We start from the raw sequence: 24,835 nt of genomic DNA, 5'->3' as shown, positions 1-24,835 counted from the left end.
ATTAAAACTTAAGGCTAACCTCAGCTACAAAATTACGAGGCATTTGGGCTACTACAACACCTTGCCCTGCAAAATATTGGGCATTCCCTAAATTATTCATTTTAAATCCTAGTCTGTATCTTTCTTTTTCAAGAGAGACAGAAGCATTGATCAATGTATAGGCAGGAAATATAAATTGTCCTGTAGTTGCATTATCCACTGTTATTTGTTTACCTACACGATTAAGTCCGAAACCTATACCTAATCCCTGTAGTCCGTTGATTGGGAGTATGTAACTGATCCATGAATTGAATACATTTGCAGGACCGGAAGATGAAGGACGGCGGCCTTCCACATTGGCCGCGGATCTTACAAATTTACTGTCATTGTATGAATATCCTGCCATAATATTTAAACCATGGATAGGGTTTAAAATGGTTTCAATTTCAATTCCTTTACTTCTTTGTTCTCCATCCTGAATGGTTACATTATACCCTTTTCCATCTCGAATCACAACGTCTGCCCTTAGCATATTGTCGACAAGGATATTGTAATATCCGATCGTAAAATTCACCTTGTTTCTCCACAAATTTCCTTTAATTCCAGCTTCCCATTGATTAGATCTTTGAGGTTTAAAATCTCCGCTATAATCTGGAAGCGGCTGAGAGCTCGGAGCTACATAGCTAAAACCATTCATATAGTTGGCGTATGCAGACAGGCGATCTTTAAATACCTGGTAAACAATACCCAGTTTCGGTGACCAGGCATTCTGATTGAATGCACCTGTATTCGTATTGGTATTGAGGTCAAGTTGACCTTTACTTTCATAATGATCAAAACGTAAACTAAGCAATGTAATTAAACGGTCGGTAATATAAACGGCATCAGAAATATAAGCCCCATACATATTGCTTGAAATTGTATTTCTTTCCAATGGCGATTTTCCTGTTTTAGTAATAGCATTTTGTGTGAAAATCTGTATTTTCTGAAGAGCCAGATCTTTTGATATTGCACCGTATTTACCCGTAAGATCCCTTCCGTTGATCGTATCATACTTAACGATTGGAGAATTATTATTGTTCAGTGACTGATTTAAATAATCCAATCCGATCAGGAGTTTATTTTTAATTTTCCCAATTTTAAATTGTCCGTTAAAATTCTGCTGGATACTTGTGGAAGCTCCTTCGGAATTCTGCCATTGTACGTTACGTTCCAGCATATCGTCTCTTTTAGGTGATCGGATAAATTGATACTGGTATAATCCCTCTGTTTTTCTGTAGTTTCTCGAAATCAAAGTCTGCGAACTCCAGTTGTCGGAAATTTTATAATTAACCTCAGCTTTTACATTGATAGACGGAGCTTTTAAACTCATATCATTGTTGGAATATGATCTTTTCCAGTCAAATCCAAGCTCCTGTGGAGTATGTGCTTCAAACGGGCGTGTTCTGGCAAGGAAAATAATCGGCGTATTCGTTCCTTCGTAGGTATAAATCTGCGCTCCAAGATTGAACTTTAATCTGTCATTAACCTGATAACTCAGTGTAGGAGCAACAAACATAGACTTTCTGAACTCAGAATCCCTGAATCCGTTCTGATACTGATATGCTGCATTTAATCGGAATAAAGTTTTTCTGGAATCGGTGATTGGACCATAAACATCAGCTGTAACACGATTCAGGTTATAACTTCCCAATAAATAGGAAACTTCTCCCCCGAAATAATCTTTTGGTTTTTTGGTTACAACATTGATCAGTCCGCCAAATGATGTTACCGCTCCACCGTATAATGTTCCGGAAGGTCCTTTGATTACATCAATACGTTCAATATCTGAAGGATCAATTTCAGAGTTGGTGGTTGCCGGGACACCGTCTACCATAGAAACTCTTGTTGGAAAACCTCTTAAGTTATAGTAGAAACTTCCGTCTCCTGCTCTTCCGGCGCTTCCCTGCATTTTTACAACACCAGGAACATTTTTCAAAGCATCTGAAACATCATAAACAAGCTGTTCTTTAAGGATCTGCTGATTGATGCTGGTGTACATCTGTGGATTTTCCAGGTTTTTCAACGGCATTTTAGCAATTGAAGTACTGTCCTTATCGAGAAATTTATTTCTGCTTACAGCATATACGGTAATTCCTTCAATAACATTGTTCTCCACCGCGGTATAAATAACCGGGATTTCATAGACATCTTTCTCAATACGAATGGTTTCACGTGTGAGTTCGATATCATTTAAAACCACCTGAAGAGTATACTCCCCAGGCGGCACGTTGTCAAAATAATATTCTCCTGAATTATTGGTTTTTGCCTGATAAGGCGTATTTACTAGTCTTAAAAGCGCGTTTTTTACCGGTGCTTTATCAGACAGCATGATCTTGCCGTTGACACGTTCGCTCTGTTGTGCAGAGACAATTACGGGAAAGCTGACAAGAAGTAAAAGTAATATAAGGGTTCTAAATGTTTTCATGCTGAAGGTTTTGTAACAGGGGATAATTTATTTTGCCGTTTTGTGATAATGGAAATGTCTCTATATGTTCCGTGCGTACATATTGAGGATTGATGCGTAATTTATTCTTTATGGTTTCAGTGATAATCTGAGGATCAATTTCATTGTTGTCATATAATACAATGATCTTTTTGTCATTGGAATTCAGGCATACAAATGTGCTTCCCTCCAGTTCATTTTTAAGAATAAATTCAACCTCATCCAGGTTGAGACGAATTCCGAATAGCTTCATGATGCGTTTTATTCTTCCTGTAATATAATACAGTCCATTTTGTCCTCTCCTGGCGGTGTCTCCTGTACGAAGCACTTTGGGTTGCTCATAAGTTGCAAGATCATGGAGTGTATTGGCATATCCTCCACATATACTTTCATGGAAGAAAAGAAGTTCATCTGTTTCCGGATCGATCTCAAAGCTTGCGCCGTGTACCGGGCTACCAATAGACGTTTCTTCTTCAAGAAGTCCATCGGTACTGAGGTAAGCCATTCTTCCTCCGGCTTCTGTCTGTCCATATTGGGCAAAGAATTGTTTTTCAAATTCATGACAGTAATTGAAGATCGTTTTTCGAAGTTCTCCGTTGATCACCCCTCCTGTATGGGTCATGTATCGTAGGCTTTTACTGTCTTTTCTGAAGAAGCCTATTCGGTTCAGATTTTCATAAAGGTATGGAACGCCACCCAGTGTACTGTATCCGTACTCTTCCATTTCATCCCAGAATGCCTTTTGCATAATATCTTTATCCGTGCATACTATTTTCCCTGCCCGCATACAGTTGGTAGTGAAAATCGAAAAACCATACACGAAATTAATCGGGACATTTAACGGAACTACATCCGATTCCAGGATAGGCATATATTGCAGAATACTCACCGCATTTTTATAAAGACTCTCATCCGAAAGCTTAACCAGCTTAGGAACTCCTGTTGTTCCCGAGGTGCTTAAAAGAATCTTAATATCCGGATGAATGGAAACTTCCGGTTTATAATCTTCTTTAACAAAGATTTTAATTGTTTCTGAGAATTCTCTGGATGAATATCCCTGAAGCTCTTCCCGTGACGGATCAAAGATGTATTTCGGACGGTATTCTGCTTCCAGGCGTTCTTTGAAGTCCGGGTGAAGCTTTTGTCCCAGAATTGCAATGGCATGAGCCGTACCATAGAAGTTCAGTAAAACTTCAATACTGGACAGCTGATTGTCATTGTATAAAAAAATCAATCCTTTTTCTACAGGATTCAGGCCTAATGACCGGTACAATGTTCCTACCGGAACACTTTTGCCACTGGAAGCCTCTATAAAAGAGAGGCTTCTGTTGGCAATTACATTTTCTAAAATTTTCATATACTTAGTTTTCTACGAGTACATCGTATTTTTTCATTTTGTCGCGGATCTTTCCTACAGTTCCCATTTCAAGAATATCATTAAAATCAAACTTTATTTGGTAGAACTGTTCCAATGCTTCTACTATAAGAAGATGGGACATAGAATCCCATTCCGGGATTTCCTGGTAGGTAAGGTTTTCATCAATCATTTCTTTTTTTACTGCAATTGCTGATGCAATAATTTCATAAAATTCGTCTGTTGTGTGCATTTTAAATTTTTATAGTTTTCCATTTACCATTTCTGAAGATCATAAGGAAAAGCACAGCCAGTACAATTTCCGAAGAAACGATAGCTGTAAATATTCCTTTCAGTTCCCATTGAAGCCTTACTCCAAGGAGATAAGCCAAAGGAAGCTGAATAACATAAAACATGATCATATACAGCAGGGTTACCTGCATGATATTTCCGGCAGCATTAAGTGCGCGGCTGATCACCATTGTAAAGCCTAATAACAAATAAGCCATTGAAACCACGTGGATATACTGGACTGCATACTGAGCGACCTGGGCTTCCGAAGTAAAAAAGGTAACAACATATTCCGCTGCCAGTTGCCAGAATAAAGCAACAGCCACGAGATATGTCATGTTGATTCCTCCTGCCCTCCATACGGTTTTTTCCGCACGATCCGGATTTCCTGCTCCCAGATTCTGGCCCGTAAGAACTCCCGCAGCATTTCCTATTCCCCAGGCAGGCATGGTTGCCACAGAAGCTATCCTTTGGGCAATAATGTAACCTGCAAGTGCGGTGGTTCCAAAGGTTGCAATAATCTTCACCATAATCAGCCAGCTGGAGGCAGGAATAATATACTGAACCAGTCCGCCAAAGGTAATTTTGAGGATTTTCTTTGTTAAGGAAAGGTCGAAGTGAAACTTCGTACCGATCTTGATGCTAGTTTTTCCTGTAAGGAGGATAAAAAACTGGTATATTACCGCGAGCAGACGGGATAAAACAGTAGCATAAGCTAATCCCATTAATCCGTAAGCAGGAATAAAACCAAGTCCGAAAACAAAGATGACCGCGAATACCATACTCGATATATGGCAAAGCCAAAGGGATTTCATAGCAAGGGAAGCATCCCCGGCCCCTCTGAAAAGCCCGTTAATGGAAAGCCTCAGAATAACCAATCCGATACTTAAAAATACCAGTTGGGAAAAAAGGACTCCATGATCAATACTATCGGGTTTAATCCCGAGAAAGCCGATGATATCGGATGCGAAAATAAATGACAGTCCCCCAACCAAGAGGGCAAATCCAAACGCAAGCAGTATGATATACTGTGCCGTTTGTCCCATTCCTTCCTTGTCTTTTTCACCTGCTCTCCTTGCCGTTAATGTAGCAGCCGCTATCCCAAGACCGATGGCAATCGCGTTGGCAAAATTGATGTAGTTATCTGTAATACCAACAAGTCCGAGGACCTTATCTCCAAGCTTCGCAATAATTAAAAGATTGATACTCACGAAAACAGATTCCATAACAAGCTCCATCACCATAGGAATGGCTAAACTGAAGATTGAACGGTTGATGCTTCCGCTGGTAAGCTCGGTTTTTCTCCCGGCTAATGCTCCGTACGCAAATACAGAACCGTCTTTTACAAGATGCAGGAACTTTTTCATAGTGCCACAACAGAATTTTTATTGGCTATCTGGTACAATGGGTTGGGTAAAGCACCATCTTTCTTTGGAATAGCAAATGCTTTGTTTTCACTGTAACCGTTATTTTTCAAGCGTACACTGTTGATATAGAATCTTTTGAATGACGGAACATACAGATCATATTTTGCATAGCGGTCTTTTAAATCAGGGTTTTGATTTTTGTAATGCTCTATACATTCATGAACAAGTGTCCAGAACTCTTCTTCTTTAAGATCCGAATAGGTATGAAGAACGTTTGATAAATATCTGAAAAAGGCATCAAAAACCCCAAGAAGAATGGACAATGGAACATTTTCTTTGTTTGAGGACTGAATCAAGCCGTCTGCCAGATGATCCGGTAATTTTTCTCTGGCTTCTGTCGTTAAAACAATGTCATCTACAAAATCTTTAATAACAATTCTTTGTGGAAGCCCGTTTCTCAATACCACCATAATGTTTTCTCCGTGAGGTGTTACGCAAAGAGAATGGGTGTAATAGATATGAAGAAGAGGAGTAAGATAAGCGTCGAGATATTCTGTGATCCATTGTCTTACACTGATTCCTGCTTTTTCAGCAAAAGCTTGTACCAGGGGAACTCCGTTTTGATCCACATAGAGCAATGAAGCCATGGTAAACATTTCTTCGTCTTCCTTTAAATAAGATCCGGCACTTTCACGCCATAATGCTCCCAGGAACTCATTATATTGATATGGGACGCCTGTAATAGCACCGTATTGCGGATGGTGATAAGCGATTGAAGCTTCTTCACCGAGAAATATGGTTCCTTTATTTTCCAGATAAGCATCCCCTTTGATCAGTCCTTTTACCCAATCTGTAATGGAGGGTGCTATTTTCATCTGTTTAGGGGAAAGTCCTCTGATGTTTCCGGTACTCAGAATAGAGACAGCCGTTTTTAAGTATCTCTTCTCAGGATGATCTGCATTGAATAAAGTACGGATGCTCTGTTGCGGGCTGTAAACGTCATTACCCTCTCCCATCGGAATTAATATTCCGGAGACAAGGTCTCCGGCAAAATGGATCTTTAACTTATGTTCCCATTGCCAGGGATGCACCGGGATGAAATGATAATCCTCAACTGATTTTCCTTTGTTGATCAGTTTTTGTTGAAAATTCTGATATAATTCATCCCCGATTTCAGAGCGGTAAAATTCTTCCTGATCGATATGCCCTAAAGAATGAAAAGATGATCTGCTCTTATGAGCGGCAAACCAAAGGACTTTTAAGCTCTTATCCGCTTCCGGGGCAAAGGTTTCAAGGTCAGTAGGTGAAAAGCCTAATCTGCTTTTATTGACAATAACCCATGGGTGACCTGTCATTTGGTGCTCTACTGTCTGGTAATTACTGGATGCCAGATCCTTTGAAGTCATAATCCCTCTGGACAAGATCAGGGAATCACAATATAAAGTATGCAGTAATTCTTCTGTGTATTTTGCTAATGTATTGGAATCAAGATCAAAAACCGCCTGCATTTCAAGGAAAAATTGAGGAATATTAAGGATGTCGGTTTTTTCGCCATTCTCTGTTTTTGTAATACTGGCTTTATCAATATGCCAGAAATCCATCATTCTTTCCTGTCCCCTGAAGCTATATTCTATGTTTTCAAATCCTGTCTCAAGGCTGAAGGTGGTATATCCTTCTTCATCTTGAGATACAGCGACAGGCTTTAATCGCTCCTCATGCATTAATTCGGCGATTGTTTTGGCCATAAGGTCCCTGTTAGCCTGTAGCCAGTGTTTCTGGTTAATTATCGTATTATCGTTACTCATTATTCATTATATTTTGGCGGTTGGCATTGCGTGTTTTTCAACGTCAAAATCCTGGAAGGCTATTTTCTTTTCTATTTTATAATGCTCCCTTCCCAGAATATCATTGATGATATAAGAATTACGGTAAGCCGCCATTCCAAGGTCGGTAGAAATATAGCTATGGGTATGGACTTCTGCATGAAGCACATAAATTTCACCTCCGTTATGATCTATTGAGTAATTTCTGTTCACGGCAAATAACCCGTTGGAATCCCTTTTAATTCTTGATTCAATATTTTTTAAGAATGAAGGTTCATGATAACGGTATCCTGTTCCAATTACGAGATAATCAGCTTCCTGTTCATAAGGGATATCCTGTTCCAATTGTGTAAATTCAAGGGTAAGACGTTCTGTATTGCTGTTATCTACCCGATCCAGCTGGCTGTTGGGAATGATCGTAAGCTTTGGATCGGCATTATCAATATTCAGATCATAGATAAAATCGTAGATCTGGTTGATCAGGTCATAATTGATCCCTTTAAACTGTGCCTGTTGCTTGCTTAAGATAGCTTTGCGGGCAGCTTCGTTTCTGCTGTAAAAATAATCTACGTAATCAGGGGAAGTAAGCTCTAAGGTAAGCTTTGAATATTCCATCGGGAAAAACCGGTCAGGTCGGGAATACCATCCTAATTCCGTATTTTCATTGCGGCTTTGAAGAAGATCGTAAAAGACTTCCGCAGCACTTTGCCCTGAACCAATTACGGCTATTTTACGGCCTTTAGCTAAAAGCTCCTCTTTTCTGTACAAATAAGAACTTGTATGAAGGATCCTGGAATCTTCTTTGGGAATAAATGAAGGAATATGGGGCTGTGTCCCGGTACCAAGGATGAGTCTTTCCGCTTTAAAAACTACCGCCTCCTTGGTTTTGGTGTGAAGCGTGGTAATCAGATAAAGTCCGTCTTCATAAATAATATCGACAACCTGTGTGGAAAAACGGCATTGTGGCAATTGGCTGACTACCCATTGACAATAGCGGTTGTATTCTTTTCGGGGAATGAAGAAATCTTCCCTGATAAAGAATTTATATAACCTGTTGGTTTCTTTAAGATAATTAAGAAGGCTTAAGGGATTGGTAGGATCTGCCATCGAAACACAGTCACACAAAAACGGTGTCTGAAGGGTTACGTGGTCTATCATTAATCCCGGATGCCAGTCGAAGCCATCCCTTTGATCAAGAAAAAGTGTTTTTAATTCAGATATAGGATTGGATAAAGCAGCTAGCCCTAAATTAAAAGGCCCGATACCTATTCCTATTACATTATATATGGTTTCATTAGTCATGTTCAGCGATTTTTGCGGTGATTTGTACATCTTTGTTTTGTGGGAATTTTTCCCAATACCATTCTCTGTAGCAGAAGTTCAGATTGGCTTTTTTGTGTGGCATTTCAATGATTTTTTCTATTTTGAAGCCTACATGTGCCTTATTCATCATGGATGCAAAAGAATCTACAGAGCCTTCTCCTACCATTTTTCCAACTTCCGGTTGGGCAAATACGTAATCTACCATAGATTGTGTGGAAGGAGAAACATATTTCTTTTTAGGATCTGTCGGAGCTATAAACTGATGCGTCCCATAGTCTGTAGGCATTACATCATAATAATCTCCCACAATATCCCGGCATGGCCAGTAAACTTCAATATTGCAGGAAGGTTCATCATTACTCGAAATAATATAGCTGTGGGCTTCGTCACCCGGTAACATCAGTCGGTAATAGGTTTCCAGCTCGTCAATCGGCCAGTTCATCTGCCATATTTTTACAGCATGCTCACGATTGAACCATTCATGAAGCATTTCAAGATCTTCATCAAGGTTAATAGGACGCATACTGATTGTAACATCTTCTTTCTGAAAATAACGCCTGAAGAACACATCGTTTCCTTTTGGATTGATCAGCTGATCCGAGAAGAAATATTTGTAAAGAAGATTGGGAATCCTGGCATAAGAAATAGCCCCGGCACTGGTAATTCCATCAATCTCATTGGCTACTGCCTTAAAGTTTGTTTTGGTTCCCCAATACCTGTTTTGAAGGGCATAGTTGGTAAACGCTGAAGGCATCTCATGGTGAACGGCATCAAACTCCCGGTATAATATATCAATCAGCATTCGTTCACTTATCCACCCTGTTTTTCCTAATGAGGCGATAAGTGCTGAAAAATTGCTCACCAGTACATGATAAGAAATGATATCTAAAAGACGCTCATCTTTGATAAAGAGATCCTCAATCTCCGGATATTCTTTAGCCAGCCCGGTATACTGGTCTCTCGAACTTTCTCTGAGGAGATAACCCTGTGCATCTCTTACAAAAAGTGTTTGAGGAAGCAATTGATCATCCAGCTGAATCAACAGGTTCTGCTGATGAGCCTCAGGAGCCATTCCATAATGGCTGTATAAGTGGTTTAATGGAGCGATTAATAGTTTAATATACTTTTCGAACCATGTGGTTATGGATTCTTCAAGACCCATTCCCAGGACATCTGAAACATCCGAGAAAAATTTCTGTATAAAAGTCTTTCCGTCAGCAGGCTCATCCTGGCATAACCTGGCGAGTAAAAGTATTTTATCTTCAGGTAAAAACGGATTCTCGCGAACTAATAAATTAAGACTATCAATGTTTTTATCATTGTGGTAGACTGCCAATGTTACAGGTTCTAAAAGAAGTTTGAACTGATTAAAATCCTTTTCAAATGCTGAAGCTGCGTGCTTACGCCATAATGCTGAAGCATAGCCTCTTTTTAAATCTTTTTCAGTGTTGATCCTGATCGAACCGGTTAAAAGAACATTCAGGGAAAACTTTGGCATCCATGGAATATGAGGGTTGTACATGCTTCTTATAGAAGATGTTGAATAAAATCCTTCTCCCAGGGCTCCGATGTGAATTAATGTCCTGTTTTCTATCATTTCCGAGCCTTCTTTTATCGATAAAAGATAACTGGCTTCCCAGGGATGACATGGAACGATATAGAAGTCGGACAGGCTTTCCCCTTCTTTAAGATAATTTTTTCCAAAGTCCGAAGGCAGAGAAACGATGCTTTTCAGAAATTCATTGTAGGAGATCTCTAAAACAGAGTTTTCTACAACATTGTTTTTATGCACTAAAAAATACTCAAGCTGTATCTCTTTATTGAATTCAGGACCATACAAAAGCTGTTCTTCTTTTGAAAATCCCATCCTTGCTTTGGTAAAAGGATGAAGATTATGCCCTGCCGGAAGCCTCTGCTCAGATTCCAGAAAGGAGTAAGACACAGGATCATTCTCCTGAGCACCAGCATTCATGATCAGTTCCAGGTTTCTGAAGCTGCTTTGGATTCTTTTAGTAAATAATTCCAACCCTTGTTCACTGAATTGCTCAGAAAGCTCTTTATAAACCAAAGCTGTCAGCTGGTCGATATCCACCTCAAAAATGCTTTCATTTTTATGATCAACGGCCCATAAAGGCATTGCATAATCGTGAAATGAACTTTCGGAACGATAAGCAACAGGGGCGAATAAAAACAGATTGCTCTTTTTTAATTCAAATCTTATGTATAGCGGGTAATTGCTGTTTTGAAGTGCCCGGGCTGTAAGGGTATCATATTTTGGAACTCCTTCATAAAATCTTCCGTTCCCCAGTTCCCGCAACATACCATTCAATAAGATTCTGCTTGTAATGGTAAGCGCTTTTTCTGCAACATTAGTTTGTTGTTCCAAAATTTTCTCCATGCTTTTTTATTGTGTTTAATATTTGATGAATATCTTCAGTAGTAGTAATAGGATTCAGGAAAGTAAATTTCAGATAGAAATTACCATCAACCTTGGTACTTGCTACCAGGATCTCTCCACTGTAGAACAATTTCATTTTTATATGTAAGTTCAGTGCATTCAGATCTTCAATATCGTCTCTCAGATAACGGAATACCAATACACTAAGGTCAGTATGCGATAGCAATTCAAATTCCTGGTCTTCAGTGATCATTGCTGCTGCATCTTTAGTAAGATCAATCACCCTGTCGGTATATTCAGCCAATTGTTCCTGCCCCATTATTCTTAAGGTAAACCAAAGTTTTAAGGCGTCAAATCGACGGGTACTTTGTATAATAGACTTATTGATCTGTGCAGGAATCTCTTCCTCATCCATTTCTGCAGGATTCAGATAATCGGCATGATGTTTAAGGATTCGAAGTTCTCTCTTGTTTTTAACAATGAAAGCACTACTGCTGATCGGCTGGAAGAATGATTTATGATAATCTATTGTTACAGAATCTGCTTTTTCAATGCCGTTTAAAAGATGACGGTATTTCGCGCTTAAAAGTAAGGCACAACCATATGCTGCATCTACGTGCATCCAGATATTATGTTGAGCCGCGATATTCGCAATATCCTCCAATGGGTCTACATTGCCAAAATCTGTTGTTCCGGCGGTTGCTATGATCCCGATAGGAATATTTCCTAATTCGATCTCACGCTTCATATATTTCTGAAGCAATGTAATATCCATCCGGAATTCATGGTCAGTGGGAACTTTTATTATGGATTTTTCCCCTAACCCCATAATAGATGCATTCTTTGAATTGCTGAAATGCGCTTTATCGGAAATGAAAATTCTAAAACGGCCGGCTTCAGGCGGTAAGCCGTCTTGTTTGATGTTGTGATGTAAGTTTTTTTGAGAGAAGACATCCCGCATCATCACCAATCCCATCAGATTACTTTGTGAACCTCCTGCGGTGAATACACCATCACTTTCAGAAGAATACCCTAATCTTTCTGCTGTCCAGTCAATCAGTTTTCTTTCCATAAAAGTGCCGCCGGCACTCTGATCATAAGTATCCTGTGAAGAGTTGATAGCGCTCACAAGAATTTCTCCGGCTAATGCTGGAATTACAATAGGGCAATTGAGATGGGCTACATATTGAGGAAGGTGAAAGGCTGTGGCATGCTTTACGTAGATGTCATCCACCTCATTCAGGAGCTCTTCATAAGAAGAGAGTTTTTGGTTCAGGTCAATGTGCTGAACCTTTTGTTTCATTGTTTTAGCTTCTATTCCGCTAAATGGTTTGTCGTTTCTATGAAGAAATGTTCCGACCAGGTCTAAAGTGTCATTGATAGCGGAACGATAGTGATCATAATTATCCTGATGAAAAATGTTTTCAAATTTCCCCGAAAAGTGATTCAAAGTGTCGTTTATCACTCCTTCGTGAGGCAAAATTTCGTTGTTCATATATTTATTTATAACGTTGATTAAAAAAAATGGTGTTGACTTATTTTTATTTGGACATAGGTTATATATCTCGTAATCAATACGTTAAGTTTTATTTTTTTGCATTTTTTATTTGGTACTTAATTAAAAATTTATAAATTTGACAACGCAATTGTTATTTAGAATAATTAAAAACAAATATAATAATTTAATCCTAACACAAAATTTTTTTTAATGAATTCTCTAAAAATTCTTGAAGAAAGCAGTTTGACTATGGAAAGAGTACTTCCTGTAGCCATTCAGATTACAGATAGCGAGCGCAGGATGATCAAAGACGCGGTAGATCATCTCGAAAGAAAATATGGAACTTTTGAAAACAGAGAGTTTGTCATGCAGGTTCATCAACTGGCCTCTTATTTTTTACCGGAAAGATTATTAAAGGTTCTGGCGTCATTTGCCAGCGATTTTTCCAGAGAGCAGTATGGTGCATTGATTTTCCAGGGCCTTTTTGACATTGACCAGGAAAAAATAGGAACGACTCCACCCAACTGGCAATCGGCGGATTACTCAAAATTCAATCAATACGGATTTGCCTGTGCTTTGTTGCATGGTGCTCTTCCATCGAAACCGGTACAGTATTATTCACAGCGTAAGGGAGGCGGGCTGATCCATGCGATCATTCCGGATGAAAAAATGCGGGATACTCAGACGGGATCAGGATCAGCTACAGATCTGTATGTCCATACGGAAGATGCTTTTCTTAAACATCAGGCAGACTTTTTAAGCTTTATGTATATCCGTAATGAAGAACAGGTACCTTCTACCCTTTACTCTATCCGTTCCCATGAATCTATTCATGAAGATTACAAACCTTTATTTGATCCGATCTTTAAAATTCCTAAGGATGCGAATCTAAAAACCGAGGCAGAGGAAATCGATACTTTAGATGCTATTTTATACGGAAATAAGGAACTGCCGTTTATGAGATTTGATGCCGCAGAGCAATTGTTTAATCCGGATATTAAGCAAACAGATATTGCCCATCATGCGCTCAGCAAATTCTGGCAGGAAGCAAAACATCTGATTTATTCAGATTTTACTCCTCAGGCAGGAGACGTTATCGTCGTTAATAATCATTTATGTGCCCACGGAAGATCCGCTTTCCGCGCGGGAATAAAAAATATTAATGGTGTTGAACATACCTGTGAAAGAAGGATCATGCTTCGTATGATGAGTAAAGTAAGTCTTATAGATATGAGAGGACATACCCTCAAAGAAGATCCATTCTTTGTAATAGAAGAACATTTGGGTAAAAACTTCAAAGACTTCTAATCATTTAAAGATTTAAATTTTACTATAAAATCCTTTCTGAGCATTTGTGCAGAAAGGATTTTTATGATGTATTACAATTTGGAAAATATAAGCTTAAATTGCCATCTTGCTTTTCTCATTTTCTAATTTCTCAATAAGACTTTCCAGTTCATCCCTATTTAATTCTGTTTGTATTTTACTGTTCATGATCTCTTTTAAAGCCAGAATATATGCTGTTTTTAAAGCATTTTCCGCTGTGGTTTTTATATCCGGGGAAACACCTGTGTGTTCCCAGTTTCCATGGGTTATTGTGGCTGTAATTTTTCCGACTGGAATAACGGTGAGGTATTGATCTGCAATAATAAATTCGTCTACAGGATTTGCCGCCCCTCCGGTATTTTCTCCAATGATTTTGGCGAGTTTATAGTTTTTAAGAAAGTAGGCTAATCCTTCCGCAGCAGAAAAAGAAGACCTGCTCGTAAGGATATAGACATTTTTATCAAGGTATTTTTTTCCTAAAACTTTTGTTCGGGTAGTATTTTGAACCGTTTTTTCTTTGTCTCTGAAATAGGTAGAATACAGATTGGTTTTTTCTTTGAAAAAATAACTGCAAAATAAGATAAGCATTCCGTTATCACCTCCTCTGTTTTCACGAAGATCAATAATCAAAGAGTTGGTATTCGCAACAAAATCCATTACTGATGCAAGTGTTTTTGCACTTGAACGGGATTCTGCAAACCCTTTGAAATTAATATAACCAATGTTCCCTTCCAATCTTTTTACATTTTCGAATCCGAAATTTTCAAGGCTATTAAGGAAATTATTTTCAGCGGCGGTTTCCTTTGCATTTTTCTTGTTTTCAGATGTTAGACCGTCCTTGTATTTAATAAAAAAATGCTGATCACCGGACACAGTCCTCAATTTTTCAGTAAGCTTCTGAGCCAGTTCTTTTCCGGTCAGTGTATCCCAGTCTTCCGGTTGAAATTCCGTTTCAAGCTTTTTATAAAGATCTTTATCTGTATAGTGCTCTTTGACCTTTTCCAGAATATCTTTCACAACAGGGTTGTTTGTTTTCTGGCAGCCAAATGATAAAGAATATAATAATGATATGAGGACAAGTGTTTTCTTCATGAGATATAATTTAAGTTCATGACAAAAGTACGGGGCAGGAAAAATTGAGAATTGTAAAAAAGGAAACAGATTAAATAAATAATCAGATATTATTTTGTTCTGTATTAACTTTTTTGAAGAATGTTTTTGGAGTTATTTGAGTAAGTTCCTTAAAATCTTTGATAAAATGAGACTGGTCGTAAAAAAGATTTTCATAGGATAATTCCGTAAGATTTTTCACCTGTTTGTTTCGCAGCAGGGAATTTCGAAACCGGTTTATTTTACGATATTCGGAGGCTGGTTTTGCTACAAACCGTTTGGTAATTTTATTAACGTATTGTCTTGTAATGCCATTCTTTTCCGCAATGTCCAGGATACTGATATCATTCTCAAGGTCTTTGATGATATTTTCGGCTCCAGTCAGATGCTTATCAATGAATTTAGAGAGCAGGTAATCTTCCAGGGCTTTTATTTGTATTTCCTTCCCGTGTTCATTCAGTATCTTATCCATAGCCTCACGAAAGTCCGAAGATAAAATTTTATCTTTTAGAATTAAGCAGTTGTCAGCATTAAAAAAATGATAGATCCCCAAAGGTTTAAAGTAGATGGTAATTTCATTAATGGGTTTCTCATAAAAGATTTCCGTAGATCCTGTGCATCGGGAGACCAAATCAATCACTATATTTTTTATGGGAGAATGATAAATTTCCATACTGCCTTCATCCGATCTGATCTCGGCATCCTGACAGGCTGAAACAATGAAAAAATTGTTTGGAAATGTCAGATATCTGATAGACGAAGCAGATTCATCTTTATCCATAAAATAATATCCCTGGATATATTTTTTAAGAACAGGATTTCTTGGTTGGTAAAAATGGATATCCATAATCTGACAATAAATAAGGGTATAAAATTACAAATACAAAAGAAAAACCTGAAGAAAATCTCTTCAGGTTTTTCTATATAACGTAATTTAATTGTCTTCTGAATATTATATCAGTTAAATGCTGCATCCATCGGGGTCACAGGCATTTTCTCCATTAGAAAGATCTGTGAATGGAGAAACCGTTTCTTTATACGTTTGCTGGAGTGCATTTTCAAAAACTTCAACAGGTTGAGCGCCCGAAACAGCATACTTTCCATTTAAAACAAAAAATGGAACGCCGGTAATTCCATTATTTCTGGCTTGTTGGATGTCTTCATTGACTTCTGATGTCAATTCCTCTGAAGTTACTGCATGCTTTGCCTCCTCTTTATCAATACCCAGTGATTCTGCAATTTCTGCCAATGTATCAACATCCCCCACGTCTTTGCCATCAATAAAATGGGCGATGAACAGAGCTTCCTCCATTTCATTGGACTTGTTGTATTTTTTAGATAACTGCAACAATTTATGTGCAGGAAACGTATTGGTTATAAGCGCAGTTTCAAAATTGAAATCAATACCAGCCCCTTTTCCCATTTGAGTAACCTGGCTGATCATTTGCGTAGCCTGGGTCTCAGGAAAGCCTTTTTTCTCTCTGAAGTAGGTAAGTGTATTCTTTGTTTCACCTGTATTTAAGGTAGGATCCAGCTGGAAGCTCTTCCACTCTACTTCTACCTGATCTTTGAATGGCAATTTTTGAAGAGCCTGTTCAAAATTATTTTTTCCTATATAACAAAACGGACACATAACGTCCGACCATATTTCTATTTTCATTGTAATTCTTGTTGTAATGTTCTGCAAAGTTACCATTTAATTTTAATGTAACAAAATTTATTACATTTAACTTGGATCTACTTCGTTTTACGAATAGAAACGCGGATTACAATGTTTTACTTACTTTCCTGCTAAAGATCAAATGAGCGATTAAAGCTAAGAGACCAAAGCTTGCTCCAACGAAGCACACCCCTTCCCACTGTGCGTAATGCCATGCAACCGATGCCAGCCATGTTCCTAATGATCCACCGATAAAGTAGCAGACCATATAAACCGTATTCAGGCGGTTGACCGCATTGGTTCTGATCAGAAAATAACTGGTTTGATTCATAATATGACTGGATTGTACTCCGAGATCAACCAGGATGACTCCTACAATCAAACCCCAATACGTGTATCCTGCAAAATAGGTAAAAGCCCAGCTGCCTAAAACGATTAGTAGTGAGTAGAATATGATCCTGTTGATATTCATGAACTTTTGGAATGCCCCGACTTTGGCTGCGGCTAAAGCACCTACTGCCCCTGCCAGGCCAAAACTCCCTACCACAGATGAACCGGCATTAAATGGAGGTTTCTCCATATGAAAAACCAAAGTGGTGAATAAAGCACACATAGAGCCAAAAGCCATTGCGCCCCGGAAAGAGGCCAGTTGTAAAACAGGCTGTGTTCTTGCGAGATGAAATACAGAACGCATCAGATCTTTGTATGTCCCCTTAAAATTTGGTGAGAGCTCAGGAAGCATTTTATACACTGCAAACCAAACGAGTATCATCAAGCCTGCCGCAATACCGAAAACGGCCCTCCAACCCAGAATTTCTCCCAGGATTCCCCCTACAAACCTGGATAAGAGAATACCCAAAAGTAATCCGGACATTACCAATCCTATATTGGAAGACTTCTTTTCATCAGATGAAAGTTCTGCTGCGATAGGAACAAAAAGCTGCGGAATAACAGAGGTCATTCCGATCAGTAAGCTCGCCGCATACAGCATCCATAGTTGAGTAGCAAAGGTCATCCATAAAAGTGATCCGAAAACCAAAAGAAGATCAATCAAAATCAGTTTTTTACGGAAAAATTTATCACCCAACGGAACAATAAGAAGCAATCCCAGTGCATATCCTATCTGGGTCAGTACGGATATTTTGCTGGCAGCACTTTCTGAAATATGTACATCATTTGAAATGAGTGCCAATAGTGGCTGATTATAATAGTTGTTGGCAACTACCAACCCTGAAATAATAGCCATCAGCCATATCACAGTTCTGGAAATGCCCTGAGAAGAACTCGCCTGCATACTAACGTTTTAAATTCAAAATTAATTATAGAATAATGAGATAAGTATCTTTCCTGATTTCCGGAATCAAATCGAGGATTTAAATTCCGGTCAGAAAGAAAAAGAAACCTTTTAATTACCTGCAAAGATAATTTAATTACATTAAAATTATTCGTTATAAATCCAATTGTTTTTGAAATTCTTCGAAGTATTTTGCCAGATGAAGACCGTCTGCCAGACCATGATGAGCTTCTATGGAAACCGGTAAATATTTCCTTCCGTTACGGATGCTGTATTTTCCAAATGTAATTTTCGGAATAGATTCCGTCTTATCAAAATTCGTAGGATGCAGCAGTGCACTGAAAGAATTCCAGGGAATAGTAGAATGTCTTATTAAAGCTTTGGTGACGCTATCAGTACTTAATCTTAATCCTGTGGAGCTTTGTACAGCCTGAATTTCTTTTTGTAATTCTTTATTGAAAACTTCAAAGCTTTCTGAAAAAGGAATGTAAGAAAAACCAAAAGTTCCGTCTGCCCTGGCGATTGTACTTCCCGCATCGATGACATCGAAAATGACCACCTGGTCATCAACAATTCTCATTTTCAGTTCTTCAACAGAATTCACGGCAACCATCGATTTATGAAGGTAATAGGCAAAAAAAGAATGACCGTTAGTTTTTACAGTATCATAAGCTTTTGTACAATCCACTTCTGCTGTAAAACCAAAATAAGGACTTGCCATTTTTGAAAAAAAATTAAAATGTTCTTTTCTGTTCCACTTTTCAACATCAATGATCTTCATTTTTATACTGCTTATTTTTTCTGCAAATTTCTGTAAGTTTTCTCATTATAAAAAATGTAAGGGTAATAAAATTGATTTTGGAATGCGTAATTTTGATACGTTGATTGTTGTTTGGATAGAAAAACACATTGTAAGGCTTAAGAAATAAGAAGTAAATTATGAATCCCGGATTTTAAATCAATGGTTACAGGATATGAAATCTGAGGCAGTTATGAATAACCATCCATAATTATCATTGCTCATCTAATCTCTAAGCTGTATTTCCCAACTTTCAATTCATTATTAATACTTTTTACATTTTACAAAAAATAAAAATATGGAAGACGCAAAAATTGGATTCATCGGATTAGGAAATATGGGGCATCCCATGGCTAAAAATTTAGAAAAAGCAGGATTTCCTTTGTCTGTCTATAACAGAACCACCGAAAAAGCAAATGATTTTAAGGAGAAGTCAACCGTATATACCAAAGTTACTGAGCTGGTAAAAAACAATGATGTTATTTTTACAATGCTGACCAATGATACAGCAGTGCGCCAGGTATATGAAGAAATTCTTTCAGAGGATATTCATGGAAAACTTTTCGTAGATATGAGTACCATTTCTCCACAAGCGACCAATGATATTTCCTCTGCAGTTAAGATAAAGGAAGCCGGTTTTATCGATGCACCTGTAGCAGGAAGTACCAAACCTGCAGCTGATGGAACATTGATCATCATGGCAGGAGGTGATGAAAAGGATCTTGATCGTGCTGAACCTTATTTACAAAAGCTGGGAAAGATCAGACATTTAGGAGAGAACGGAAAAGGAATCGCTGCTAAGCTTTCGGTGAATTATTTTCTGTCTACGCTCTATCAGGGCCTTGCGGAAACGGTCTTATTTTCAGATAAATTGGGAATCGACAGGAAGGACATGCTTGATATAATTAATGAAAGTGCAAGTGGAAGTGGTGCCACAAAAGTAAAAACACCACTACTGATCAATGATGATTATGCACCGGCATTTGCCCTGGATCTGATGTTAAAAGATATCCTTTTAGCCCATAATGCAGGAGCTGATTATCCTTTATCAAAAACGCTTATTGAAACCTATCAATCTGCCCATGATGAAGGATTTGGAAAAGATGATGTTATCGGGATCATCAATTATCTTAAGAAATAATAAGTGTAAATTGAAATATGATGAGTACGAGTACTGCTATTTTAAAAGGAAATAACTGGACTGCTAAAAAAGTAAATTCCACTTATATTGTGAGTGTGAAAAACCATTCAGGTATTGTGGAAGCGTTGACCGATTTTGTAATAAATCAAGACATCAAATCGGGAGAAATAACAGGAATTGGTGCTGTAAGTGAAGCGACGCTTCGTTATTTTGTACCCTCAACAAAGAAATATGTGGATAAAACGTTCAATGAACAAATGGAAGTCTCTAATATTTCCGGGAATGTTTCTGAGCTCAACGGCCAGCCACTACTCCATTTGCATATCACGTTAGGCAGACAGGATTATACAGCTCTGGCAGGACATCTTTTGGATGCAAAAATTTGCGGTGCCGGAGAATTTATTTTTTATCCGCTGGATACCAGAATAGTAAAGGTCAAAGATGAGGAAGTGGGAATTAACTTTTATGACATTGAAAACTAAGGAAATACCTTAATTTTTGTTTGTATATTATATTCAGCTACAACAATCATATATCCGGCTACTTTAATTGATAGATACATTCGCAACTTTGTATGTATAAATAAAACATATGAAAACAGTATTGATTACAGGAGCAAACAAAGGAATAGGTTTTGAAACTACCCGGCAATTAGCAAAACTTGGATATCATGTTTACCTTGGATGTCGCAGTCGGTCTCATGGAACTGAGGCTGTAGAAAAATTAAATGCTGAGGGATTTAATAATGTGGATCTGCTGGAAATTGATGTAACGGATTTGAGGTCGATACAATCCGCAAGAAAAGAACTGGAGAGTAGCATAGACCATCTCGATGTCTTAATTAATAATGCAGGTATTGCAGGTAAGCAGCCACAAAATATTTCTTCCTGTGAAATGGAAAACCTGAGAGGAATATTTGAAACCAATTTCTTTGGAGCTGTACAGACTACACAGGAATTGGTGAACCTGCTGAAAAAATCAGACGAGCCCAGAATTGTGAATGTTTCCAGTCAGCTGGCTTCCCTGGAAATCCAGAACAGTTCACAGAATCCTAATCATAGGATATATGATGCTTACAGCGCTTCTAAAACTGCATTAAATGCTTTTACAGTATTACTGGCAAGGGAATTCGATGGTACAAATTTTAAAATAAACAGTGTTGAGCCGGGTTATACAGCAACCGACCTGAATAATTTTATGGGGACGCAAAGCCCAAAGCAGGCTGCAGAAATTATCGTAAAATATGCTACTTTGGACAAAGAAGGACCTACAGGAAGTTTCTTCAGAAAAGATGGTAAGGTTGCATGGTAAAGAATAAACCACGAATGTGAAATTTTGTATTCGTGGTATTATAATTCACATTTTTAAATATGGAACAAAGAAAGACCATAAGGATAAAAACGATCACGGAGTACCATAAGCTAAGAGGGCTGCCACCACCAGAGCATCCCTTAATCAGCGTGATCGATTACAGTACAATGAAACGTCCTTCTGATATCGGTGAAGTCAACTGGATCCTTGATTTTTACCATATTTCAGTTAAACGGGGAATGAACGGCAAGCTAAAGTACGGACAACAGGAATGTGATTTTGATGAAGGTATTATGTTTTTCATTTCTTCCAACCAGGTGTTCAGGATAGCAGCAGAAACTACCTCAGAAAATAAACAGTCGGGATGGATGTTGCTTATCCATCCTGATTTTTTGTGGAATACATCACTGGCAAAAAAGATCAGGCAATATGGATTTTTTGATTATTCCTTAACTGAATCCCTGTTCCTTTCAAATAAGGAAGAAATCATACTTGACCAGATCATTGGGAATATCAGACAGGAGAGCCATTTGAATCTTGATAAATTCAGCCAGAACATCATTGTTTCGCATCTTGAAACATTGATGAACTACTCCGAAAGATTCTATGAACGGCAGTTTATGACACGAAAGGCGGTCAATCATAAGATCCTGGCCCGACTTGAAGAATTACTGGAAGCCTATTTTAATGATCATGATCTCGCATCAAAAGGATTGCCCACGGTGCAGTTTATTTCCGGCGAGCTTAACCTCTCCTATAATTATTTAAGCGCACTATTAAAAACACTTACCGGACAAACTACCCAGCAGCATATTCATGAGAAATTAATTGAAAAAGCTAAAGAAAAGCTCTCAACAACTGATTTATCGGTGAGCGAAATTGCCTATGAATTGGGATTCGAGCATCCGCAATCATTCAGCAAGCTGTTTAAAAATAAAACGGATATGTCTCCGTTGGCATTCAGGCAATCTTTTAATTAGAATAAAAAGTTCTTCCACGATTTGATTACATTTTTAGTTGATCGGGTTATCTTAAATTTTGATTTCCTTATGATCTTTGTATCATCAATTAAGATCAAAAAAATAAAAAAATGGAAACAAAAAAAGTATGGTTTGTTACAGGCGCTTCAAAAGGTTTGGGGCTTAGTCTTGTAAGAAAATTATTAAGTGAAGGATACCGCGTTGTAGCGACAAGCCGGAATGCCGAATCTTTGGTTAAAGAAATAGGTGATGCCTCTGATGCATTTTTACCATTGGAAGTTAATTTACAAGATGATTCCAGCGTAAAAGAGGCTGTGGAAAAAAGCATTGCACATTTCGGACAATTGGATGTTATTGTCAATAATGCAGGATATGGCCAGATAGGTACTCTGGAAGAATTATCGGACGAAGAAGCCAGAGAAAATTTTGATGTGAACGTATTTGGCTCCTTAAATGTGATCAGAAATGTTATGCCTTATTTACGGAATCAGGGTTCCGGAAATATATTTAACATTGCTTCTGTAGGAGGTTTATTTGGAAGTTTTCCGGGTTGGGGAATTTATTGTTCTACTAAATTTGCTGTTGCAGGATTCACTGAAGCCCTTGCTGAAGAAGCTAAAGCTTTCGGCGTAAAAGCTACAGTGGTTTATCCGGGCTATTTCCGCACAGATTTTCTTGCTAAAGGTTCTGTAAGGACACCTAAAAATACCATTAAAGCATACGAAGCAGCCCGTGAATCTGAGCAATTACACCTTGATACAATTAATGGAAACCAGGCCAACGATCCGGAGAAGGCTGCTGAAGTGCTTATTGCCATAAGTAAGGAGGCTCAGCCACCAGTGCATTTATTGCTGGGAAATGATGCTTATGATATACTTAAAAATAAAATAAATATGATTAACCAAGATGCGGAACAGTGGAAAAATTACACATTGTCTACCGCATACACAGAACTTTCATAATAAAAATGAATAAGACCATCGAAAAAACAAAAGAATACATCGGAATGTGGGTAACAGAGGATGGGTACGTCCGTCATGAATTGCTGCCGGACAACCGGTATTACGAAGCACGTGGCTCAAGAGAAAGTGCTTATCAGGGAAGTTATATCGTTTCAGGTAATCATATTGATTATAAAGATGACACCGGATTTACAGCTGACGGAGAGTTTAAAGAAGGGATATTATATCATGGAGGTATGATTTTGTACAAAGAAAATTGATTCACTAATTTAGCATCATAGTATAAGATATGGAAAAGACATTTCGCTTTAATTCGATTTCCGAGTTTCATCATTTTTGTAATCTTGAAGGACCTGAACATCCGCTGATCAGTCTGATTGATTATAGCAGGGTTTCTTACCCTGTGAAGGATGATGAAATGAAATGGATTCAGAATTTTTATTCTATTGGTTTAAAGCGGAATGTTAATGCTAAATTTAACTACGGACAGCAGGAGTATGATTTTGATTCCGGGGTTTTATCATTTGTTTCTCCTTTACAGTTTTTAAAGGTGGAGATCAATCAGAATGCTAAAGTGGAACCTACAGGCTGGATACTTCTGATCCATCCCGATTTTCTGTGGAATACGTCACTTGCCAAAAAGATCAAATCTTATGATTTTTTCCAATATGCAGTGAATGAAGCTTTATTTCTTTCAGACAAAGAGGAAAAAGCTATTGTAGAAATTCTGCTGAATATAGAAAAAGAATACCGGTCTAATATCGATAAATTTACCCAGGACCTGATCATCGCACAGATAGAACTGCTTCTCATATATTCCGAACGTTTTTATGAAAGACAGTTCCTGACCAGGAAAAAATCCAATCATGAAGTCATAGAACGTTTTGAACAAACAATTTCTAAATTCTTTGATCATGAAAGGATCATTAGTAATGGTTTACCCACAGTGAAAGCTATTGCTGAAGAAATGAATATTTCTCCTAATTATCTGGGAAGTCTGTTGCGTATTCACACTCAGCAAAGCACGCAGAACCATATTCAGAACAGGCTCATCGACTATGCAAAGGAACGGCTAAGCACAACCAGTCTGTCCGTTAGCGAAATTGCCTATGAATTGGGTTTTGAGCATCCGCAATCTTTCAGTAAACTTTTTAAACAGAAGACGGCCCAATCCCCATTGGAATTCAGAAAGTTTTTTTCATAAAAGATTGTTTCTATGTTTACCTTTTACTTGTTAAGTTCTTGTAAAAAAGAAAGATAAACATTCATCCTGGCATGAAATAAGTTATCTGTAATCAATAAAGTTAAAAACAGAATAATACACCCTGCTGAAAAACCTTTTATATACATACTGCTTGCCAAAAGGTAGATTATAATGGAAACCAGCAGCAATGAACCCCAGATTGTTTTAAAAACGACATAACTTTTACTGTTGGCTTTTCCTTTGGAATGCTCTTTACTAATAATTCTCTTTTGATTTTCTAAATATTGCTGTTCTATTTTGCGAACCTCTTTGTCTTTTGTGATCAATAAATAGCTGCCATACCCTAAAAGCATGATGGCCAGTAAAATTAATGGAATAATGAGACCCTTATAAAAGATTTTATTGATTTTAAAACAATAGCAGATGAGCGGTATACAAAAAATAAAGGCCCAGGCCAACATGATTTTAGCCTGAAGCAGATCCCCTTTTGCCCAATGATGAAGTTGCTGAATATAATTCATCATAATACA

General features: G+C 37.9%; 22 protein-coding genes. 8 read left to right on the top strand and 14 right to left on the bottom strand.

The features are described from left to right. Position 1 precedes the first annotated feature (1 nt). From AC0INN_RS06120 to AC0INN_RS06085, 8 genes are read right to left on the bottom strand one after another with little or no spacing between them, the layout of a single operon-like run. Positions 2–2,446: a TonB-dependent receptor gene (locus AC0INN_RS06120; protein WP_273648002.1), complete on the bottom strand. Its 2,445-nt coding sequence runs from the start codon at positions 2,444–2,446 to the stop codon at positions 2–4. Continuing rightward, positions 2,433–3,821, bottom strand: coding sequence for an AMP-binding protein (locus tag AC0INN_RS06115; RefSeq protein WP_273648001.1), 1,389 nt, complete (start codon positions 3,819–3,821; stop codon positions 2,433–2,435). The genes AC0INN_RS06120 and AC0INN_RS06115 overlap by 14 nt, the downstream gene beginning before the upstream one ends. 4 nt (positions 3,822–3,825) lie before the next feature. Further along, positions 3,826–4,071, bottom strand: a complete 246-nt coding sequence (locus tag AC0INN_RS06110) for an acyl carrier protein (protein WP_172282766.1) — start codon at positions 4,069–4,071, stop codon at positions 3,826–3,828. Position 4,072: 1 nt separating this feature from the next. After that, positions 4,073–5,476: an MATE family efflux transporter gene (locus tag AC0INN_RS06105; protein WP_273648000.1), complete on the bottom strand. Its 1,404-nt coding sequence runs from the start codon at positions 5,474–5,476 to the stop codon at positions 4,073–4,075. Beyond that, on the bottom strand, positions 5,473–7,281 hold the full coding sequence (locus AC0INN_RS06100) for an IucA/IucC family protein (RefSeq protein WP_273647999.1): 1,809 nt from the start codon (positions 7,279–7,281) through the stop codon (positions 5,473–5,475). Before AC0INN_RS06100 ends, AC0INN_RS06105 begins: the two co-directional genes overlap by 4 nt. A gap of 6 nt (positions 7,282–7,287) precedes the next feature. Beyond that, positions 7,288–8,601 (bottom strand): lysine N(6)-hydroxylase/L-ornithine N(5)-oxygenase family protein, encoded by a 1,314-nt coding sequence (locus AC0INN_RS06095; RefSeq protein WP_273647998.1) that lies wholly within the window; start codon positions 8,599–8,601, stop codon positions 7,288–7,290. After that, positions 8,594–11,020, bottom strand: coding sequence for a GNAT family N-acetyltransferase (locus AC0INN_RS06090; protein WP_273647997.1), 2,427 nt, complete (start codon positions 11,018–11,020; stop codon positions 8,594–8,596). The genes AC0INN_RS06095 and AC0INN_RS06090 overlap by 8 nt, the downstream gene beginning before the upstream one ends. Further along, the gene (locus AC0INN_RS06085; protein WP_306612301.1) at positions 10,992–12,515 is read right to left on the bottom strand and encodes a pyridoxal phosphate-dependent decarboxylase family protein; all 1,524 of its coding nucleotides are present in this window, start codon (positions 12,513–12,515) and stop codon (positions 10,992–10,994) included. Before AC0INN_RS06085 ends, AC0INN_RS06090 begins: the two co-directional genes overlap by 29 nt. Positions 12,516–12,728: 213 nt before the next feature. Between AC0INN_RS06085 and AC0INN_RS06080 the strand changes: the two genes are divergently transcribed. Continuing rightward, positions 12,729–13,826, top strand: coding sequence for a Fe(II)-2OG oxygenase family protein (locus AC0INN_RS06080; protein ID WP_273647995.1), 1,098 nt, complete (start codon positions 12,729–12,731; stop codon positions 13,824–13,826). Positions 13,827–13,919: 93 nt separating this feature from the next. Here AC0INN_RS06080 and AC0INN_RS06075 read toward each other — a convergent pair whose 3' ends face one another. From AC0INN_RS06075 to AC0INN_RS06055, 5 genes are all read right to left on the bottom strand, one after another. Next, positions 13,920–14,936, bottom strand: a complete 1,017-nt coding sequence (locus AC0INN_RS06075; RefSeq protein WP_273647994.1) for a S41 family peptidase — start codon at positions 14,934–14,936, stop codon at positions 13,920–13,922. A gap of 82 nt (positions 14,937–15,018) precedes the next feature. Further along, positions 15,019–15,801, bottom strand: a complete 783-nt coding sequence (locus AC0INN_RS06070) for a helix-turn-helix domain-containing protein (RefSeq protein WP_306612298.1) — start codon at positions 15,799–15,801, stop codon at positions 15,019–15,021. 114 nt (positions 15,802–15,915) lie between these two features. Then, complete coding sequence (locus AC0INN_RS06065; RefSeq protein ID WP_273647992.1) at positions 15,916–16,614, bottom strand: DsbA family oxidoreductase; 699 nt, start codon at positions 16,612–16,614, stop codon at positions 15,916–15,918. Positions 16,615–16,720: 106 nt separating this feature from the next. After that, complete coding sequence (locus AC0INN_RS06060) at positions 16,721–17,908, bottom strand: MFS transporter (protein WP_273647991.1); 1,188 nt, start codon at positions 17,906–17,908, stop codon at positions 16,721–16,723. A 154-nt stretch (positions 17,909–18,062) separates the two neighbouring features. After that, positions 18,063–18,689 carry a chloramphenicol acetyltransferase gene (locus AC0INN_RS06055; protein ID WP_273647990.1) on the bottom strand — a complete coding sequence of 209 codons (627 nt, stop codon included), beginning with the start codon at positions 18,687–18,689 and terminating at the stop codon, positions 18,063–18,065. A gap of 316 nt (positions 18,690–19,005) precedes the next feature. Here AC0INN_RS06055 and AC0INN_RS06050 point away from each other — a divergent pair, with 316 nt between their 5' ends. From AC0INN_RS06050 to AC0INN_RS06020, 7 genes are all read left to right on the top strand, one after another. Beyond that, positions 19,006–19,848 (top strand): NAD(P)-dependent oxidoreductase, encoded by an 843-nt coding sequence (locus AC0INN_RS06050; protein ID WP_273647989.1) that lies wholly within the window; start codon positions 19,006–19,008, stop codon positions 19,846–19,848. Positions 19,849–19,868: 20 nt separating this feature from the next. Further along, positions 19,869–20,330, top strand: a complete 462-nt coding sequence (locus tag AC0INN_RS06045; protein ID WP_306612295.1) for a PPC domain-containing DNA-binding protein — start codon at positions 19,869–19,871, stop codon at positions 20,328–20,330. 109 nt (positions 20,331–20,439) lie between these two features. Beyond that, positions 20,440–21,159: an SDR family oxidoreductase gene (locus tag AC0INN_RS06040; RefSeq protein WP_273647987.1), complete on the top strand. Its 720-nt coding sequence runs from the start codon at positions 20,440–20,442 to the stop codon at positions 21,157–21,159. A 59-nt stretch (positions 21,160–21,218) separates the two neighbouring features. Then, on the top strand, positions 21,219–22,139 hold the full coding sequence (locus tag AC0INN_RS06035) for a helix-turn-helix domain-containing protein (protein ID WP_306612292.1): 921 nt from the start codon (positions 21,219–21,221) through the stop codon (positions 22,137–22,139). 110 nt (positions 22,140–22,249) lie between these two features. Further along, entirely contained in the window at positions 22,250–23,101 is an 852-nt protein-coding gene (locus AC0INN_RS06030) for an SDR family NAD(P)-dependent oxidoreductase (RefSeq protein ID WP_172282811.1), read from the top strand. A gap of 5 nt (positions 23,102–23,106) precedes the next feature. Beyond that, positions 23,107–23,361: an Atu4866 domain-containing protein gene (locus tag AC0INN_RS06025; protein WP_273647985.1), complete on the top strand. Its 255-nt coding sequence runs from the start codon at positions 23,107–23,109 to the stop codon at positions 23,359–23,361. A gap of 29 nt (positions 23,362–23,390) precedes the next feature. Beyond that, entirely contained in the window at positions 23,391–24,305 is a 915-nt protein-coding gene (locus tag AC0INN_RS06020; protein WP_172282815.1) for a helix-turn-helix domain-containing protein, read from the top strand. A gap of 23 nt (positions 24,306–24,328) precedes the next feature. Here AC0INN_RS06020 and AC0INN_RS06015 read toward each other — a convergent pair whose 3' ends face one another. Beyond that, positions 24,329–24,829 carry a hypothetical protein gene (locus AC0INN_RS06015; protein ID WP_273647984.1) on the bottom strand — a complete coding sequence of 167 codons (501 nt, stop codon included), beginning with the start codon at positions 24,827–24,829 and terminating at the stop codon, positions 24,329–24,331. Positions 24,830–24,835 lie beyond the last annotated feature (6 nt).

The organism is Chryseobacterium subflavum, assembly GCF_055762745.1.
The sequence above is the reverse complement of the archived record's forward strand: the minus strand, read 5'-3'. Positions and strand labels throughout refer to the sequence as shown.

Excerpts from the sequence above, each read along its gene's own strand:
- AC0INN_RS06120 (WP_273648002.1), bottom strand. The coding sequence starts at position 2,446 with ATGAAAACATTTAGAACCCTTATATTACTTTTACTTCTTGTCAGCTTT.
- AC0INN_RS06060 (WP_273647991.1), bottom strand. The coding sequence starts at position 17,908 with ATGCAGGCGAGTTCTTCTCAGGGCATTTCCAGAACTGTGATATGGCTG.
- AC0INN_RS06025 (WP_273647985.1), top strand. The coding sequence starts at position 23,107 with ATGAATAAGACCATCGAAAAAACAAAAGAATACATCGGAATGTGGGTA.
- AC0INN_RS06020 (WP_172282815.1), top strand. The coding sequence starts at position 23,391 with ATGGAAAAGACATTTCGCTTTAATTCGATTTCCGAGTTTCATCATTTT.
- AC0INN_RS06100 (WP_273647999.1), bottom strand. The coding sequence starts at position 7,281 with ATGAGTAACGATAATACGATAATTAACCAGAAACACTGGCTACAGGCT.
- AC0INN_RS06035 (WP_306612292.1), top strand. The coding sequence starts at position 21,219 with ATGGAACAAAGAAAGACCATAAGGATAAAAACGATCACGGAGTACCAT.
- AC0INN_RS06045 (WP_306612295.1), top strand. The coding sequence starts at position 19,869 with ATGAGTACGAGTACTGCTATTTTAAAAGGAAATAACTGGACTGCTAAA.
- AC0INN_RS06055 (WP_273647990.1), bottom strand. The coding sequence starts at position 18,689 with ATGAAGATCATTGATGTTGAAAAGTGGAACAGAAAAGAACATTTTAAT.
- AC0INN_RS06085 (WP_306612301.1), bottom strand. The coding sequence starts at position 12,515 with ATGAACAACGAAATTTTGCCTCACGAAGGAGTGATAAACGACACTTTG.
- AC0INN_RS06105 (WP_273648000.1), bottom strand. The coding sequence starts at position 5,476 with ATGAAAAAGTTCCTGCATCTTGTAAAAGACGGTTCTGTATTTGCGTAC.
- AC0INN_RS06095 (WP_273647998.1), bottom strand. The coding sequence starts at position 8,601 with ATGACTAATGAAACCATATATAATGTAATAGGAATAGGTATCGGGCCT.
- AC0INN_RS06030 (WP_172282811.1), top strand. The coding sequence starts at position 22,250 with ATGGAAACAAAAAAAGTATGGTTTGTTACAGGCGCTTCAAAAGGTTTG.
- AC0INN_RS06075 (WP_273647994.1), bottom strand. The coding sequence starts at position 14,936 with ATGAAGAAAACACTTGTCCTCATATCATTATTATATTCTTTATCATTT.
- AC0INN_RS06065 (WP_273647992.1), bottom strand. The coding sequence starts at position 16,614 with ATGAAAATAGAAATATGGTCGGACGTTATGTGTCCGTTTTGTTATATA.
- AC0INN_RS06040 (WP_273647987.1), top strand. The coding sequence starts at position 20,440 with ATGAAAACAGTATTGATTACAGGAGCAAACAAAGGAATAGGTTTTGAA.
- AC0INN_RS06080 (WP_273647995.1), top strand. The coding sequence starts at position 12,729 with ATGAATTCTCTAAAAATTCTTGAAGAAAGCAGTTTGACTATGGAAAGA.
- AC0INN_RS06070 (WP_306612298.1), bottom strand. The coding sequence starts at position 15,801 with ATGGATATCCATTTTTACCAACCAAGAAATCCTGTTCTTAAAAAATAT.
- AC0INN_RS06050 (WP_273647989.1), top strand. The coding sequence starts at position 19,006 with ATGGAAGACGCAAAAATTGGATTCATCGGATTAGGAAATATGGGGCAT.
- AC0INN_RS06015 (WP_273647984.1), bottom strand. The coding sequence starts at position 24,829 with ATGATGAATTATATTCAGCAACTTCATCATTGGGCAAAAGGGGATCTG.
- AC0INN_RS06115 (WP_273648001.1), bottom strand. The coding sequence starts at position 3,821 with ATGAAAATTTTAGAAAATGTAATTGCCAACAGAAGCCTCTCTTTTATA.
- AC0INN_RS06090 (WP_273647997.1), bottom strand. The coding sequence starts at position 11,020 with ATGGAGAAAATTTTGGAACAACAAACTAATGTTGCAGAAAAAGCGCTT.
- AC0INN_RS06110 (WP_172282766.1), bottom strand. The coding sequence starts at position 4,071 with ATGCACACAACAGACGAATTTTATGAAATTATTGCATCAGCAATTGCA.